Origin of the sequence: Mycoplana azooxidifex, from assembly GCF_014196765.1 — a bacterium.
GTDB classification, from domain to species: Bacteria; Pseudomonadota; Alphaproteobacteria; order Rhizobiales; family Rhizobiaceae; genus Mycoplana; species Mycoplana azooxidifex.
The window spans coordinates 26766-42470 of sequence record NZ_JACIEE010000015.1 but is presented as its reverse complement, the minus strand read 5'-3'; the positions used below and the strand labels follow the sequence as shown (position 1 = coordinate 42470).

The following is a 15705-nucleotide window of genomic DNA, read 5'->3' as shown; positions in this document are numbered from 1 at the left end:
GAAGATGCCCGATTTCGCCGAGTTGATCCGACAGGGATCGACGCACGCCTGGCTGTTCGTTCCGAGTGCCGTCCTGCTCGGCGCGCTGCATGGCCTCGAGCCCGGCCATTCGAAGACGATGATGGCCGCCTTCATCGTCGCCGTCAGGGGAACGGTGGCGCAGGCCGTCCTGCTCGGCCTTGCCGCGACAATCTCGCATACTGCCATCGTCTGGGGCATTGCCTTTGCCGGCATGTACCTGTGGCGGGACGTCGATGCGGAGGTTTTCGAGCCCTATTTCCAGCTGGTATCCGCCGCAATCATCATCGCGATCGCGCTCTGGATGCTGTGGCGGACATGGCAGGACGAGAGGCTGGCGAAATCGGCCGCCGAGATGCCGCACGATCATCATCATGCCCACGCTCATGGCCACGCTCACGCCCATGAGCCGCACGGCCACCGCGGCCACCACCACGATGGCCGCCATCACCATGAAGCGCACCACCACGATCATGGCCCGCAAGGCACAACGGCGCACGACGGAGGGCGGCGGATCGACACCGGGCACGGTGTCGCGGAACTTGCGATCTTCGAGGATGGCGTGCCTCCGGTCTTCCGGCTGCGGACCCTTGGCGGCCATGCCTGGCGCGCGGCCGACGTCACCATCACAATCGAGCGGCCGGACGGAACGAAGCAGGATTTCGCATTCGCCGACAGCGGCGCCTATCTGGAATCGACGACGGGGATCCCCGAGCCGCACGCGTTCACGGCTCGCCTCGGCCTGGGGCACGGCAACCACAGCCACGACTATGACGTCTCCTTCGCCGAGGACCACGCGCACGAGGCGACCGGGCTGGATGTCGGGGCGGACGGCTACCAGGACCCGCACGAGCGCGCCCATGCCAACGACATCCGCCGGAGGTTTTCGGACCGCAAGGTGACGACCTGGCAGATCGCCCTGTTCGGATTGACCGGCGGCCTCATTCCTTGCCCCGCCGCGATCACGGTCCTTCTCCTGTGCCTGCAACTGCGGGAGTTCACCCTTGGCTTCGCCCTCGTCCTGTGCTTCTCGATCGGCCTTGCCATCACGCTCGTGACGGTCGGGGCGCTGGCCGCCCTCAGCGTCCGCCACGCGACGACGCGCTGGAGTTGGTTCGGCACGCTTGCCCGCAGGGCTCCCTATGTCTCCGGCCTGCTGATCGTGCTGGTCGGTCTCTATGTCGGGGTCCACGGTCTCCAGGGCCTGTCGGCGCAGGCGGGAGCGACTGTGAAGACGGAGCAGGGATGAGGCGCGCCGGAGATCCGTGCCGTTGTCCTGCGAATCGGGACCAGTGACATGGTCGCTGCCATCAGCGCCTATCTCGGTCTCTTTTTCGCAGCCTTCCTGGCCGCAACCATCTTTCCCGCCCAATCGGAGACGGCGCTCGTCGTCCTGCAGTTGACCGGAGACTACCCGGTCGCGGCCCTCGTCGCCGTCGCAAGCATCGGAAACATCCTCGGTTCCGTCGTCAACTGGTTGCTCGGGCGCGGCATAGCCCGCTTCCGGACGAAGCGCTGGTTTCCCGTCTCCGCCAAGAGCCTGCAGGTGGCCGAAAGCTGGTACGGGCGATACGGCAAGTGGTCGCTGCTGGCGAGCTGGCTGCCGGTCGTCGGCGACCCGATCACGGTCGCAGCCGGCATCCTCAGGGTGCCGCTCGCGACATTTCTGGTGCTGGTATCGGTCGCCAAGGTCGGCCGTTACGCTGCCCTGGCGCTGGCGACCAGCCCCTGGACATGATTGCGAGGAAGATCTCTGCTGCCGGATGCTTGCAGCGCGCGTCGTGGCGAGGAAGTCGGTCGAATGGCATCGCGAGAACGGGCTGAGGGGGGCGGACGCATTGGCGAGTGAGTTATGTGTGCCTCCATGCCTTCACAGCCGAAAGCAAGAGGATCACCGCCAGGAGGGCAGCAGAACGCCGTTCCGCACAATACCGGGCAGAACCGCTTGCGTGATAAATCACCCGTCAATTTTGGCGGGGCTCGCCGGCCTATTCTTGAAGAATTCTATCGACAAGCCCCGACCATCCGGATGTGCGGACGGTGCAATCTATTAATAGGTCGGTCCCGACCGGGTAAAGTTACAAGTAGCTAATGTATCATTACAAATTGACAAGGCAGAACGCGCATTGAGCGAATTGCGCGCCGGACCATGAAACGCACACGAATGTGCCGGAAACATGCACAGGAAGACCGTTGTGGCTAGTTTTCGCCAACGTTTCATAAGTGATTGTTGTTATTGCGGAAAAGAGTGGTTGGCTGGGGAACCTGGATTCGAACCAAGATTAACGGAGTCAGAGTCCGTCGTTCTACCATTGAACTATTCCCCAACTGCGGGCGGCGCAGGCGGCGCCCTGTCGGTGTGGGCGGCTTATAACCAAAAGCCTCGCGGATGCAAATAGGTCTGCTGCATTTTTTTGCCGGCCGGCTGTGGATTTCTCGGCGTGGTGATTTCGTCCGTTCACGGGTGCCCGGCACACCGTCGAGTGGACGTTCGGCGGCGGATGGGCCGGTTGTCGATCGGTTCATCCCGATGCCGGCGGGCTCGACGCATCTCCGGGTACGACCCGCTGTCGCAGCCGCTGCGGTCGGCAGGCCCGGGCGAGCCATGCCGCCGTGCAAAAAGAATTTGTCGAACGTGACAGCCGCTGTTAAGGTCGCGGCAACGAAAATCAGAGAGTGCCTGCTGCGGCCCGCAAGGGCCTTGCGCGGCACGATAGGCGAAACACGTGAACGACCCCGATCGCGGCCTTGGGCCGTCCGTATCAGGGGGGCAGGGCACGGGCGGAGAGGCAAGGCCGAAGCGGTCGCGCCGCCGCAAGGGAAAGGAAAAGCGGGCTCAAAATCCGTCTTCCGTCTCCCTTACCCCGAGCAACGGTGACACCGGCCGCAACGGCCAGGAGCCACGCCCCCACCAGAGCACGCAGGACGGCGACGCCGTCCGTAAGCGCAAGCGTCGTCGCCGCGGCAAGGGCGGCGCGGCCAACGCGCAGCAGCCTTCTTCCGAGACCGAGCGCGTAACAGCCCCCGCTGCCGAACGGGCAGGGCAGGGCCATCCGGGTCGCGGCAAGCGGCACCAGGGCCGGGGCCTGCAGGGCCGACCGCTCAAGGGACCGGAAAAGACGCCCGAGTTCGTGGCACCGGTTGGCAAGGCGGCGCACGCGCAGGGTCAGCAGCCGAGCCAGAACCCAGGTCAGAATCAGGGCCAACGCTACGGCCACCCGTCAGGCACGCCGAGAGGCGGCCAGCCGAATGGACGCGACCGCGTCGACCATACTGCGGGTGGCATGCCGCGCAGCGAGCTGCGCCTCGACGACGCGCCGCTCTATGCGGCCCTCGATCTCGGCACCAACAATTGCCGCCTGCTGGTCGCCCAGCCGACCCGTCCCGGCCAGTTCCGCGTCATCGACGCCTTTTCGCGCATCGTTCGGCTGGGCGAGGGGCTCGCCGCAAGCGGGCGCCTGTCGGAAGACGCGATGGACCGCTCGATCGAGGCGCTGAGGATCTGCGCCACGAAGCTGAAGAGCCGCGATATCCGCCGCAGCCGCCTGATCGCCACGGAGGCCTGCCGCCAGGCGGAGAACGGCGAGGCGTTCCTGGCCCGCGTCAGGGCCGAGACCGGGCTCGAGCTCGAGATCATCAACCGCGAGACCGAGGCGCGGCTGGCCGTGTCCGGCTGCTCGTCGCTGGTGGGCCGCGAGGCGAAGTCGGTGGTGCTGTTCGACATCGGCGGCGGCTCGTCGGAGATCGCGGTGATCCGCATCGACGACAACCGCTCCAACCGGCTCGCCAACCACATCACCCACTGGACCTCGCTGCCTGTCGGCGTGGTGACACTGTCGGAACGCCATGGCGGCCGCGACGTCACTCCCGAAAGCTTCGCCGCCATGGTGCGCGAGGTCGAGGGCATGCTCGCGGGCTTCGACTGCCCCGCTCATGGCGGCTTCGAGACGCCTGAGGATTTTCACCTGATCGGCACGTCGGGAACAGTGACGACCCTTGCCGGCGTCCATCTCGACCTGCCGCGCTACGACCGTCGACAGGTCGACGGCGTCTGGCTGCTCGATGCGGAGGTCAGCGCCATGCAGGCGAGGCTCTTGTCCTGGGACTTTTCCGCCCGCGCGGCCAATCCCTGCATCGGTCCCGACCGGGCCGACCTGGTGCTCGCGGGCTGCGCCATTCTGGAGGCGATCCGCAACCGATGGCCGTCGACACGCATGCGCGTCGCCGATCGCGGCCTGCGCGAGGGCCTGCTCACCGACATGATGGCCGACGACGGCGTATGGCGTCGCGGCCGCCACCGCCGCCAGAACCGCAGCGGATTCCGCCACCCCGGCCGGCCGGAGGGACAATAGAAATGACGAAGCCACCCGCCGGCGGCAGCCGGACCGGACGAAAGCTCGGCCAGAAGGTCAAGAAGGGCAAGCTGAAGGCGTCGTCGCGACGCTGGATCGAACGCCATATCAACGATCCCTACGTCCAGCGCGCCCGCCTCGAAGGTTATCGCGCGCGCGCGGCTTTCAAGCTTCTGGAGATCGACGAGAAGCACAAGATCCTCGACGGCGCGAAGCGCATCATCGACCTGGGAGCAGCCCCCGGCAGCTGGTCGCAGATCGCCGCCAAGGTGACCAATTCCACCGATGCCGACCCGCGCGTCGCCGCGATCGACTTCCTCGAGGTGGACCCGCTGCCCGGCGTGACGATCCTGCAGATGGATTTTCTCGATCCGCTGGCGCCCGAAAAGCTGAAGGAGGCGATCGGCGGGGCGCCTCAACTCGTCCTGTCCGATATGGCGGCACCGACGACCGGCCACAGGCAGACCGACCATATCCGCACCATGCACCTGTGCGAGGTCGCGGCCCATTTCGCCGTCGACGTTCTGGCGGAAGGCGGGCATTTCCTCGCCAAGACCTTCCAGGGAGGCACCGAGCGCGAGTTGCTCGCCATGCTCAAGCAGAATTTCCGCCAGGTCATCCACGTCAAGCCCGGCGCCTCGCGCGCCGAATCGGTCGAAATGTTCCTGCTGGCCAAGGGCTTCAAGGGGCGCAAGCCGGTGCAGGCGGACGATGCGGCGGAGGCGGAAGCTTGATGCTGCTCTACGTCACGGTGGGAACCAACGACCTCGAGCGGTCCGGCCGCTTCTATGATGCGGTTCTGCCGCTCCTGGGCTATCGCCGGCAGAAGCAGGCGGAAGGGGAGATCGGCTATGGCGCGGACGACGACGTGCGCTGCCGGTTCTGGATCGTCGAGCCGTTCGACCGCGAACCCGCCACCTTCGGTAACGGCGTCACGATCGCCCTCGACGCGCCGAGCCGGGCGGCGGTGGACGCCTTCCATGCGGCCGCACTTGCCAATGGCGGGACGGACGAGGGCGGGCCGGGCATCCGGCCGTTCCATCCGAACTTCTACGCGGCCTTCGTGCGCGACCTGGACGGCAACAAGCTTTCGATCGTCTGCGAGCGGCCGGAACAGGCCCACGCTACTTGACGCTCGCGACCTCTTCCCTGGCCGCCATTCGATGCCCGGAGACCGCTGCACCCGCGTTCTTCGCCATCGTCAGGAACGGGATGACCGCCGCCAGCGTGAGCACCGATATGATCATGAAGGCGATATGGAAGTCGCGCAGCTGAAGCGCGGTGCCGGTGATCGCCGTCTCGACTTCCAGAATCGTGCCGGCGACCGCCACGCCGAGCGCCAGGCTCATCTGCTGCAGGACCGCGCTCATCGAGGTCGCCTTGCTGGCGTCCCTGTCGGAAATGTCGGCGAAGGACAGCGCGTTCACGCTCGTGAAGAAGAACGAGCGCACGAAGCCGGCGAGAAGCAGCACGAAGGATATCAGCACGACAGGCGTCGCCGGCGTGAAGAAGCCGTTGACGAAGGTGAGGATGGCGCCGGTGATGCTGGCGACGATCAGCATGGTCCGGAAGCCGGTGCGGCTGAGCACGCGCCTGGCGAGAAACTTGGTGGTGATGGCGCCGATCGCACCCGTAAACGTGATCAGGCCCGACTCGAACGGCGTGAAGCCGAAGCCAAGCTGCAGCATCAGCGGCATCAGGAACGGAACGGCGCCGATCGAGATGCGAAACAGCGTTCCCCCGATCGCCGCCGCGCGGAAGGCGCTGTCCTCGAACAGCTTCAGATCCAGCACGGGCCGCGGGTGGCGCCGGGCATGGCGAAGGTAGAGGTAGCCGGACAGGAGGCCGAGCGCGGTGGTGGCGAAGCCGATTGCAGGCGGCAGCGCCGGCAGGCTGATGACGGAAAGGCCGAACATGGTGCCTGCGGCGGCTACGGCGACCAGCAGGAATCCTTTGAAATCGAGCGGGCCGGGCGGCGCGGATTCGACGTCGGGCAGGTAGATGGCCGACAGCACGTAACCGAGAATGCCGACCGGCACGTTGATGAGGAAGATCCAGTGCCAGGAGAAGTAGGTGGTGATGAAGCCGCCGAGCGGCGGGCCTGCCAGCGGGCCGACAAGGGCAGGAATCGTCAGCGTCGCCATGGCCGAGACGAGCTCGCTGCGCGACGTGCTGCGCACCAGCACGAGGCGGGCCACCGGTGTCATCATCGCCCCGCCCATGCCCTGGATGAACCGCGAGACGACGAAGGCTATGAGGCTGTCGGAAACGGCGCAGAGGATGGAGCCGACGATGAAGACGACCATCGCAAGCCGGAAGATGCGCTTGGCGCCGAAGCGATCGGCCATCCAGCCGCTGAGCGGAATGAAGATCGCCAGCGCCACCATGTAGGTCGTCAACGCCAGCTTGAGCGTGATCGGGCCGACGCCGAGGTCGTGGGCGATGGCGGGAAGCGACGTCGCGATGACGGTCGAATCCATCTGCTCCATGAAAAGGGCGACGGCGAGGATGAGGGGAACGATGCGGTTCATGACGACGGGTTTTGGGCGACGGGGTTCTTGACGGAACGGAAGAAGGCCCGGCCGATGACGGCAAGCGACCGGTTGGGGCAGGCGCGCCTGCGACCGGCACGCTTGTGCGCCTGCATCGCCGCGGTGTCAAACACCTGCCCGGATCGCAGTTTCACAAACCCGTGATTGTGCCGCTGCCATTCGTGAGGGGAGGCGAATTTCGTTTCGTGCCATGATCCCGCGCCACAGCGCTTGGCGGGGCACGCCCGGGCTGTCGGGAGGATTGACATGGCAACGGACATCACACGCAGATCGCTCCTGCAAGCCGCCGGGATCGGCACGCTGGCAGCCCCCTTCATCCTGAACAGCTCCGTGGTCCTTGCGGCCGCGGAAACGGAAGCGAACATGACAACATCCCCGGTCGAGACCCGCAGCTTCAAGCTCGGCGCGTTCCGCGTCGCCGTCATCCGCGACGGCATGCGCGCGTCCGGTGCGCCGAACGAGACCTTCGGCACAAACCAGTCGCCCGAGGCGGTCGCCGCCCTGCTGACGGAGAACTTCCTGCCGGCGGACAACTTCGTCAACAGCTTCGCGCCGACCCTGGTCGATACCGGATCCGAGGTCGTGCTGTTCGACACCGGCCTCGGCGAGGGCGGGCGCGAGGCGGGCCTGGGCCGGCTTGCGGAAGGCTTGAAGGCGCTGGGCTATACGCCGGAGCAGATATCGGTGGTCGTCCTCACACATATGCACGGCGACCATATCGGCGGCCTGACCGAAGGGGACGCCCCGGCCTTCCCGAACGCCCGCTACGTCACCGGCAGGACCGAGTATGACTTCTGGGTCAGCCCCGACCGGGTCGGCACCGGCGCCGAGCAGGGCCACAAGGGCGTGCTTGCCAAGGTCAAGCCGCTGGCCGAGAAAATCACCTTCATCGAGGATGGCGGCGAGGTCGTGCCGGGCGTGACCGGCATCGATGCCTTCGGCCACTCGCCGGGCCACATGATCTTCCGCATTGAATCGGACGGCAAGCCGCTGATCCTGACCGCCGACACCGCCAACCACTACGTGCTGTCGCTGCAGCGTCCCGACTGGGAGGTGCGTTTCGACATGGACAAGGCCGCGGCTGCCGCGACGCGCAAGAAAGTGTTCGACATGGTGGCCACCGACAGGCTCGCCTTCGTCGGCTATCACATGCCGTTCCCGGCGGTGGGCTTTGCCGAAAGGGCGGCCGAGGGATATCGCTTTGTCCCGGCCAGCTACCAGTTCGACCTCTGACGCGCAGCCGATGCAATGCGAACCGGCCCGGGAGCGATCCCGGGCCTTTTTGCTATTTCCAATCCGTCTTGAACGTGTTACGAGCCCTCGCCAACTTCCAAGACTTATCTTGCAAGCCACCAGGGGACCATTCCCAAGAGGTCCCCTGGACAGTAGCTTGTTTACCGAAGGGATTTGGCCATGGCCCGCATCATTGAAACCGCAACCGGACTGGAAGCACTGACGTTCGACGACGTGCTCCTGCAGCCCGGCCACTCCGAGGTCATGCCGGGGCAGACGAACATCGCCACCCGCATCGCCAGGGATTTCGAACTCAACCTGCCGATTCTCTCGTCTGCGATGGATACCGTCACCGAGGCACGGCTGGCGATCGCCATGGCCCAGGCCGGCGGTCTCGGCGTCATCCATCGCAACCTGACGCCGGCCGAGCAGGCCGAGGAGGTCCGCCAGGTCAAGAAGTTCGAAAGCGGCATGGTCGTCAACCCCGTCACCATCGGCCCCGACGCCACGCTCGCCGACGCGCTGGCGCTGATGAAGGCGCACGGCATCTCCGGCGTCCCGGTCGTCGAGAACGCCAAGGCCGGCGTCGCCGGCCGTCTCGTCGGTATCGTGACCAACCGCGACGTGCGCTTCGCCTCCGATCCCAAGCAGAAGATCTACGAGCTGATGACGCGGGAAAACCTGATCACGGTCAAGGAGAACGTCGACCAGCAGGAAGCCAAGCGCCTGCTCCACAAGCACCGCATCGAGAAGCTACTGGTGGTCGACCCGGACGGCCGCTGCGTCGGCCTGATCACGGTGAAGGACATCGAGAAGTCGCAGTTGAACCCGAACGCATCCAAGGATGCGCAGGGCCGCCTGCGCGCCGCCGCCGCGATCTCCGTCGGTGACGACGGCTTCGAGCGTGCCGAGCGCCTGATCGACGCCGGCGTCGACCTGATCGTGGTGGATACCGCTCACGGCCATTCGCAGCGCGTCCTCGACGCCGTCAGCCGCGTCAAGAAGCTTTCCAACTCGGTGCGCATCATGGCCGGCAACGTCGCCACTGCCGACGGCACCCGGGCGCTGATCGACGCGGGCGCGGATTCGGTCAAGGTCGGCATCGGCCCGGGCTCGATCTGCACCACCCGCATCGTCGCCGGCGTCGGCGTGCCGCAGCTCGCAGCCATCATGGCCGCGGTCGAGGCCGGGCAGGCGCAGGACGTTCCCGTCATCGCCGACGGCGGCATCAAGTTCTCCGGCGACCTCGCCAAGGCGATCGCCGCCGGCGCCTCGGCCGTCATGGTCGGCTCGCTGCTGGCCGGCACCGACGAGAGCCCGGGCGAGGTCTTTCTCTACCAGGGCCGCTCCTTCAAGGCCTATCGCGGCATGGGGTCGGTCGGCGCGATGGCGCGCGGCTCGGCCGACCGCTACTTCCAGGCGGAAGTCCGCGACACGCTGAAGCTTGTTCCCGAGGGCATCGAGGGCCAGGTGCCCTACAAGGGCCCGGTCTCGGGCGTGCTGCACCAGCTCGCCGGCGGCCTCAAGGCCTCGATGGGCTATGTCGGCGGCCGCGATATCAAGGAGTTCCAGGACCGCGCCACCTTCGTGCGCATTTCCGGCGCGGGTCTGCGCGAAAGCCACGCCCACGACGTGACCATCACCCGCGAGAGCCCGAACTATCCCGGCGGCGCCGGCTGATCGCCTGACGGGGTTCTCCGCGAGGAATGGCCGGCGGCCGTCGATCCGATCGACGGCCGCCGTCGCATTTCTGCGACATGCGCGCGGGGACGTTTGACCTCGGTCAACTTCCCATCATCGCGCATTGCCCATAGTGTTTCCGTTGCCCGCCGGCATGGTCGGCGGCGCCAGCTACAGGCGGACAACACCCCCCGATCCGCCGGAACCAACGGAAGCACCCGTGCCGGGCCGGAAGCCGGCAGGCGCGCAAGCGGAGGCAATCGACATGGCAAGAATGATGAAGGCTGCGGTCGTGCGGGAGTTCGGAAAGCCGCTGACGATCGAGGAGGTCGACATACCCGAACCGGCGCCGGAGCAGATCCTGGTCAAGTACGAAGCCACCGGCGTCTGCCACACCGATCTCCATGCGGCAAATGGCGACTGGCCGGTGAAGCCCAAGCCACCGTTCATTCCCGGGCACGAGGGCGTTGGCTATGTCGCCAAGGTCGGCGCCAAGGTCAAGCGCGTGAAGGAGGGCGACCGCGTCGGCGTGCCCTGGCTGCATACGGCCTGCCGCTGCTGCAGCTACTGCAATACCGGCTGGGAGACGCTGTGCGCCGAACAGCAGAACACCGGCTACTCCGTCAACGGCACCTTTGCCGAATATGGGCTGGCCGATCCCGCTTTCGTCGGCCACCTGCCGGCCAGTCTCGAATTCGCTCCCGCGGCACCCGTGCTCTGCGCCGGGGTCACCGTCTACAAGGGATTGAAGGAAGCGGAGGTGAGGCCCGGCGAATGGGTGGTGGTCTCCGGCATCGGCGGGCTCGGCCACATGGCGGTGCAATATGCCAAGGCCATGGGCATGAACGTCGTCGCTGCCGACATCTTCGAGGACAAGCTGGCGCTCGCCAAGAAGCTCGGCGCCGACCTCGTCGTCGACGCGCGCAAGCCCGATGCGGTCCAAACCGTGCAGAAGGAGACCGGTGGCGTCCATGGCGCGCTGGTCACCGCCGTGTCTCCCAAGGCCATGGAGCAGGCCTATGGCTTCCTGCGCTCGAAGGGCACGATGGCCCTCGTCGGCCTGCCGCCCGGCTTCATTTCCCTTCCTGTGTTCGATACCGTGCTGAAGCGGATCACTGTGCGCGGCTCGATCGTCGGCACCCGCCAGGACCTGGAGGAGGCGCTGGAGTTCGCGGGTGAAGGCAAGGTCGCAGCGCACTACTCCATGGACAAGATCGAAAACATCAATGCGATCTTCGAACGTATGGAGCAGGGAAAGATCGACGGCCGCATCGTCCTCGGGCTCGGTTCCTGAGGCGAGTATCGTCCACTACGCCGGCGTCCGGGCGGCGCCGGCGTGCTGGAAGGCGCACGCGACCGAAGATCACGCGTTCGTGATATGGTTGCCTTCGAAAAGCGGCTCCCGTTGACTTATCCTCCCTCGCTGGAACCTGCTGCACAGCAGGCGTCAACGAACGGGAGGACGGGGTCATGGAACGCATGCCGAAGATCACGCAGGCGATGATCGACGCCTATGACGAATACACCCACCTGACGCTCGACCGCCGCCGCTTCATGGAGCGGCTGACGGCGCTCGCAGGCTCGGCCGCCGGTGCCGCAGCGATTGCGCCGCTTTTGGCTGCCAGCGGCGCCAGCGCCCAGATCGTCGCCGAAAGCGATAGCCGGCTGATTGCCGAGGAGGTGACCTGGGCAGCACCCAAGGGACAGATGCGCGGCTATATCGCCCGCCCGAAGGATGCGCAGGGCCAACTCGGCGCCGTCATCGTCATCCACGAGAACCGCGGCCTCAATGCGCACACCCGCGACGTCGCCCGCCGCATGGCGCTCGAAGGCTTCGTGGCGCTCGCTCCCGACTTCCTATCGCTCGAGGGAGGCACGCCGCCCGACGAGGACAAGGCGCGCGAGATGTTCGGCAAGCTCGACCGTGCCGCGACTGTTGAGAACGCGGTCGCCACCGTCGCCTACCTGTCCGAGCTCGACTGGGTGAACGGCAAGGTCGGCGCGATCGGCTTCTGTTGGGGCGGCGGGCTCGCCAACCAACTGGCTGTAGCCGATCCCAACCTGAAGGCCGCCGTCGCCTATTACGGCGCCCAGCCGCCGGCCGAGGGCGTGGCCAATATCAAGGCGGCGTTGATGCTGCACTATGCCGGCCTCGACGAGCGTATCAACGCCGGAATCGACGGCTACAAGAAGGCGCTGGACGACGCCGGCACAACCTACGAGCTGTTCGTCTACGAGGGCGTCAACCACGCCTTCAACAACGACACCTCGGCTGCCCGCTACGACAAGGCCGCAGCCGAACTCGCCTGGCAGCGTACGGTGGAGTTCCTGAAGAAGAACCTGAACGGATAGCCGCCTTCCGGGCACACGCGGGACCAGGATATCCTTGCAATGCAGGGGCGGTCCGGCTAAGTAACGCTCGCGCAGGACGACCTGCGCCTTGAAACGTTCCGGGGACGGCCCTGCATCTCGCCATCGAGATCAAAGGGCCGCCGGAATGAATATGCTCCCCATTTCAGAATTTTCATCAGGTTCGCGACCCGTGTGCGCGCCGTGGCGCGCTTGCGTCGTCGCGCGCATGCACGCTCGCGGCCACAGACTGTCGAAGGAAAGTCATGGCCGGCCCCATTGAGCAATTTGAAGTCAACCCGCTGATGACCCTCGGCATCGGAAGCCTCGACCTGAGCTTTACCAACGCATCCGCATACATGGTGGCGACGGTCGCCATCGCCAGCGGCTTTCTGGTTCTGGCGACGGGGAATGGGCGACTGGTTCCGGGGCGCTGGCAGTCCAGCGCCGAAATGCTCTACGAGTTCGTCGCAAAGACCCTGAGGGACAATGCCGGAGAACACGGGATGCGCTTCTTCCCGCTGGTGTTCTCCCTCTTCATGTTCATCCTCGTGGCAAACCTGATCGGCATGTTTCCCTATGCGTTCACCGTCACCAGCCAGATCGTCGTCACCGCCGCGCTGGCGGGCATCGTCTTCGCGACGGTGACCATCTACGGGCTCTTCAAGCACGGCCTCGGCTTTCTTCGGCTTTTCAAGCCGGCCGGCGTGCCTGCGATCCTGATTCCGATCATCGTGCCGATCGAGATCATTTCCTACATGTCCCGGCCCGTCAGCCACTCCGTGCGCCTGTTCGCCGTCATGCTTGCGGGGCACATCACGCTGAAGGTGTTTGCCGGCTTCGTGGTCGGCCTCGGCGGGTTGGGGACCCTTGGGATCGTTGCTGCGATCATGCCGCTCCTGATGACGGTAGCGATCACGGCGCTGGAGTTTCTGATGGCGCTGATCCAGGCCTACGTCTTCACGATGCTGACCTGCATGTACCTGAACGACGCGATCCATCCCGGCCATTGAGGACAGCGGTGGCGGCGAGCGCATCCGCGCATCAGCCACCCGGCACGTCCACGCACGCCAGTACGGCCGCCGAGTAAGGGCGAGGGCGGTAAGGTCCTGACAGAGTACGCGATCCTGCCCCGGTGACGGGCAGGATCGTAGTCTCGAGCGGGCGAGCTCCCTATCCGTCAGCTTGTCGTCATCTCCGCGGCCTCTGATTTCGCTGTATAAAGCGTCTCCCGACTTGCGGTTGCCCTCACGTCGACGCAATTGCTCGATCCGATCGCAACAGCACCAATCGGGGGACCGCATGCCAGACACATCCAGCAGATTGCGCATCGCCGTGCTTTTCGGCGGCCGCTCCAGCGAGCACGACGTCTCCGTGATGTCGGCGACCAACGTCATGCGGGCACTCGACTCCAAGAAATACGATGCGGTGCCCGTCTTCGTCACCCGCGAGGGACGCTGGCTGCTGAGCCGTTTCGATGGCGGTGAGCTCGCCAGGCCTTCGGAGGGGACGGAGCTGTGCCTCGTTGCGGGCGGGGAAGGACGGATCGTGGCGATCCCGGCCGACGGCGCGCCGCACGAACTGACCAAGATAGACGTGCTGTTTCCCGTCCTGCACGGTCTTTTTGGCGAAGACGGCTCCGTCCAGGGGCTGGCGGAAGTCGCGCGCGTCCCCCTCGTCGGCTGCGGCATCCTCGGTTCGGCGACGGCGCTCGACAAGGACATCGCCAAGCGGCTGCTGCTGGAGGCGGGCCTGCCGGCTGCGCGCTCGCTCACGATCCGGGAGGATGCGGCCCCGACCTTTGCGGATGTCGAGGCCGCACTCGGCCTGCCGGTCTTCATCAAGCCGGCCCGGCAGGGCTCGTCCGTCGGTGTCAGCAAGGTATCGAGCGCGGCACAGTACGAGGCGGCGCTCGCCGAAGGCTTCCGCCACGATCGCAAGTTGCTGGCGGAAGAATTCGTTCGCGGCCGCGAGATCGAATGCAGCGTCCTTGAGGACACCGAGGGCGGCCTCTTCGTCTCCCGTCCGGGCGAGATCGTACCGGCGGAAAGCCACGGCTTCTACAGCTACGACGCCAAGTACATCGATGAGGCGGGTGCTGCACTGAAGGTCCCGGCGGAGCTGCCGCCGGAGGTCGAGGGCAGGATCCGCGACACCGCGGCAAGCGCCTTCCGCGCCGTTGGCTGCGACGGCATGGCCCGCGTCGATTTCTTCGTCACGGAGGACATGCGCTTCGTCGTCAATGAGCTCAACACCATTCCGGGCTTTACCGACATCAGCATGTATTCCAAGGCGATGGCGGCGAGCGGTGTGAGCTATGCCGAGGTTATCGACCGGCTGGTGGCCCACGGCCTGGCGCGCGCCGGGCGCTAGCGGCCGAGGGCTGTTCGGACCGGAAAGCCGGAGCGTCTCTGGCGGGAACGTCTGTCTGCGAATCGGGAGGTTCGCCATGCATGCCCGGCGGGCTTTAAAAGCCGTCGAGCTACGATTCAGGAATCGGCGTGTGGCAGTCTCACCATCCCGGCAGCACATGCCCCGGCCGCAGGCGCGGCAGGCGGGGAAAGGCCTTGACCTCGGCTTCCGGCAGATCGTCGTTGACGGCGAGCGGCGAGATGTTGTCGAGACAGGCGGTGATGTGGCTGGTGATCGCATTCATCAGCGACGGCGAAAGCCCAGGCCGCTTCATGATGCCGATCTGGACCGGGGCGAGCGGCGGGAAGCCGTCCGCCTGCGTCAGCACCCGCATGCCGGGCCTGAGTGCGGATTCCGGCAGGACGGAGACGGCCATGCCGGCCATCACCGCCGCGGCGACCACGGTCGAGGACCAGCTGGTAAAGAGCACCTGGTAGTCGCGCCCGACCGAATCGAGCGCCGCACAGGCGACCTGCCGCCACTGGCAGTCGCGCCGACCGACCGCGAGCGGCACCGGCGCGTTCTCGGGCAGGGGATGGTTTGCCGACATCACCCAGCACAAGGGCTCGGTGCGCACCACGTCCGACTGGCGTTCGCGCGGATTGTGGGTCACGAGCGCGATGTCGAGCTCGCCCTTGCTCATCTTCTCGGCGAGATCCACCGAAGGCTCGCAGACGATGTAGAGCTCGACGTTCGGATGGGTCTTGGCGAAACGCATGATGATTTCGGGCATGTAGCGATCGGCATAGTCGTCTGGCGTGCCGATGCGCAGCGAGCCCTCCAGGCGGTTGTCGTCGAAGGCCGCGATCGCCTCGTTGTTCAGCCGGATCATCCGCCGCGCGAAGTTCAGCAGCCGGTCGCCTTCGGCCGTCAGCCGGTTGCCGCGGCCGTCCTTCATGAACAGCTGCTTGCCGATGCGCTCCTCCAGCCGGCGCATCTGCATCGAGACGGCGGACTGGGTCTTGAACACGCGGTCGGCAGCCTTGGTGAAGGAGCCGGTGTCGGCGATCGCGACGAAGGTATGCAGCTGATCGATATCCAGCGGAGCGGACATGGCGATGTTCCATCAGAGGGTTTGATCAATAGTATTAGAAACATTCGTTGGACTG

Annotated in this window: 13 protein-coding genes and 1 tRNA gene; 11 read left to right on the top strand and 3 right to left on the bottom strand. The window is 66.0% G+C overall.

The window, feature by feature from the left end:
- The first annotated feature begins 4 nt into the window (after positions 1-4).
- Together GGQ64_RS25970 and GGQ64_RS25965 are read left to right on the top strand one after the other, a co-directional pair.
- Positions 5-1267, top strand: coding sequence for a nickel/cobalt efflux transporter (locus tag GGQ64_RS25970; protein WP_183808212.1), 1263 nt, complete (start codon positions 5-7; stop codon positions 1265-1267).
- A 48-nt stretch (positions 1268-1315) separates the two neighbouring features.
- Complete coding sequence (locus tag GGQ64_RS25965; RefSeq protein ID WP_183808211.1) at positions 1316-1756, top strand: YqaA family protein; 441 nt, start codon at positions 1316-1318, stop codon at positions 1754-1756.
- A gap of 515 nt (positions 1757-2271) precedes the next feature.
- Here the strand turns inward: GGQ64_RS25965 and GGQ64_RS25960 are convergent.
- Positions 2272-2345: transfer RNA gene (locus GGQ64_RS25960), tRNA-Gln, on the bottom strand.
- 399 nt (positions 2346-2744) lie between these two features.
- Between GGQ64_RS25960 and GGQ64_RS25955 the strand changes: the two genes are divergently transcribed.
- Genes GGQ64_RS25955 through GGQ64_RS25945 form a run of 3 tightly spaced genes read left to right on the top strand, consistent with a single transcriptional unit; the run spans position 2745 to position 5502 of the window.
- Entirely contained in the window at positions 2745-4370 is a 1626-nt protein-coding gene (locus GGQ64_RS25955; protein WP_183808210.1) for a Ppx/GppA phosphatase family protein, read from the top strand.
- A gap of 2 nt (positions 4371-4372) precedes the next feature.
- Positions 4373-5104, top strand: a complete 732-nt coding sequence (locus tag GGQ64_RS25950; protein ID WP_183808209.1) for an RlmE family RNA methyltransferase — start codon at positions 4373-4375, stop codon at positions 5102-5104.
- Positions 5104-5502: a VOC family protein gene (locus GGQ64_RS25945; RefSeq protein ID WP_183808208.1), complete on the top strand. Its 399-nt coding sequence runs from the start codon at positions 5104-5106 to the stop codon at positions 5500-5502. The genes GGQ64_RS25950 and GGQ64_RS25945 overlap by 1 nt, the downstream gene beginning before the upstream one ends.
- Here GGQ64_RS25945 and GGQ64_RS25940 read toward each other — a convergent pair.
- Positions 5495-6901, bottom strand: coding sequence for a DHA2 family efflux MFS transporter permease subunit (locus tag GGQ64_RS25940; RefSeq protein WP_183808207.1), 1407 nt, complete (start codon positions 6899-6901; stop codon positions 5495-5497). The two genes, GGQ64_RS25945 and GGQ64_RS25940, sit on opposite strands and share 8 nt — an antisense overlap.
- Positions 6902-7168: 267 nt before the next feature.
- Between GGQ64_RS25940 and GGQ64_RS25935 the strand changes: the two genes are divergently transcribed.
- The 6 genes from GGQ64_RS25935 (at position 7169) to GGQ64_RS25910 (ending at position 14557) form a co-directional block, all read left to right on the top strand.
- On the top strand, positions 7169-8155 hold the full coding sequence (locus GGQ64_RS25935; RefSeq protein ID WP_183808206.1) for an MBL fold metallo-hydrolase: 987 nt from the start codon (positions 7169-7171) through the stop codon (positions 8153-8155).
- Positions 8156-8335: 180 nt separating this feature from the next.
- Complete coding sequence (guaB, locus tag GGQ64_RS25930; RefSeq protein ID WP_183808205.1) at positions 8336-9835, top strand: IMP dehydrogenase; 1500 nt, start codon at positions 8336-8338, stop codon at positions 9833-9835.
- A 265-nt stretch (positions 9836-10100) separates the two neighbouring features.
- Positions 10101-11129 (top strand): alcohol dehydrogenase AdhP, encoded by a 1029-nt coding sequence (gene adhP / locus GGQ64_RS25925; protein ID WP_183808204.1) that lies wholly within the window; start codon positions 10101-10103, stop codon positions 11127-11129.
- 176 nt (positions 11130-11305) lie between these two features.
- The gene (locus GGQ64_RS25920; protein WP_183808203.1) at positions 11306-12187 is read left to right on the top strand and encodes a dienelactone hydrolase family protein; all 882 of its coding nucleotides are present in this window, start codon (positions 11306-11308) and stop codon (positions 12185-12187) included.
- Between the two features lie 263 nt (positions 12188-12450).
- Entirely contained in the window at positions 12451-13197 is a 747-nt protein-coding gene (locus GGQ64_RS25915; protein ID WP_183808202.1) for a F0F1 ATP synthase subunit A, read from the top strand.
- A gap of 289 nt (positions 13198-13486) precedes the next feature.
- On the top strand, positions 13487-14557 hold the full coding sequence (locus GGQ64_RS25910; RefSeq protein WP_183808201.1) for a D-alanine--D-alanine ligase family protein: 1071 nt from the start codon (positions 13487-13489) through the stop codon (positions 14555-14557).
- A gap of 139 nt (positions 14558-14696) precedes the next feature.
- Here GGQ64_RS25910 and GGQ64_RS25905 read toward each other — a convergent pair whose 3' ends face one another.
- The gene (locus GGQ64_RS25905) at positions 14697-15650 is read right to left on the bottom strand and encodes a LysR substrate-binding domain-containing protein (RefSeq protein ID WP_183808200.1); all 954 of its coding nucleotides are present in this window, start codon (positions 15648-15650) and stop codon (positions 14697-14699) included.
- Positions 15651-15705 lie beyond the last annotated feature (55 nt).

Coding starts and splice junctions, on each gene's coding strand:
- GGQ64_RS25970 (WP_183808212.1), top strand. CDS start 5: ATGCCCGATTTCGCCGAGTTGATCCGACAGGGATCGACGCACGCCTGG.
- GGQ64_RS25965 (WP_183808211.1), top strand. CDS start 1,316: ATGGTCGCTGCCATCAGCGCCTATCTCGGTCTCTTTTTCGCAGCCTTC.
- GGQ64_RS25950 (WP_183808209.1), top strand. CDS start 4,373: ATGACGAAGCCACCCGCCGGCGGCAGCCGGACCGGACGAAAGCTCGGC.
- GGQ64_RS25945 (WP_183808208.1), top strand. CDS start 5,104: ATGCTGCTCTACGTCACGGTGGGAACCAACGACCTCGAGCGGTCCGGC.
- GGQ64_RS25940 (WP_183808207.1), bottom strand. CDS start 6,901: ATGAACCGCATCGTTCCCCTCATCCTCGCCGTCGCCCTTTTCATGGAG.
- GGQ64_RS25935 (WP_183808206.1), top strand. CDS start 7,169: ATGGCAACGGACATCACACGCAGATCGCTCCTGCAAGCCGCCGGGATC.
- guaB (WP_183808205.1), top strand. CDS start 8,336: ATGGCCCGCATCATTGAAACCGCAACCGGACTGGAAGCACTGACGTTC.
- adhP (WP_183808204.1), top strand. CDS start 10,101: ATGGCAAGAATGATGAAGGCTGCGGTCGTGCGGGAGTTCGGAAAGCCG.
- GGQ64_RS25920 (WP_183808203.1), top strand. CDS start 11,306: ATGGAACGCATGCCGAAGATCACGCAGGCGATGATCGACGCCTATGAC.
- GGQ64_RS25915 (WP_183808202.1), top strand. CDS start 12,451: ATGGCCGGCCCCATTGAGCAATTTGAAGTCAACCCGCTGATGACCCTC.
- GGQ64_RS25910 (WP_183808201.1), top strand. CDS start 13,487: ATGCCAGACACATCCAGCAGATTGCGCATCGCCGTGCTTTTCGGCGGC.
- GGQ64_RS25905 (WP_183808200.1), bottom strand. CDS start 15,650: ATGTCCGCTCCGCTGGATATCGATCAGCTGCATACCTTCGTCGCGATC.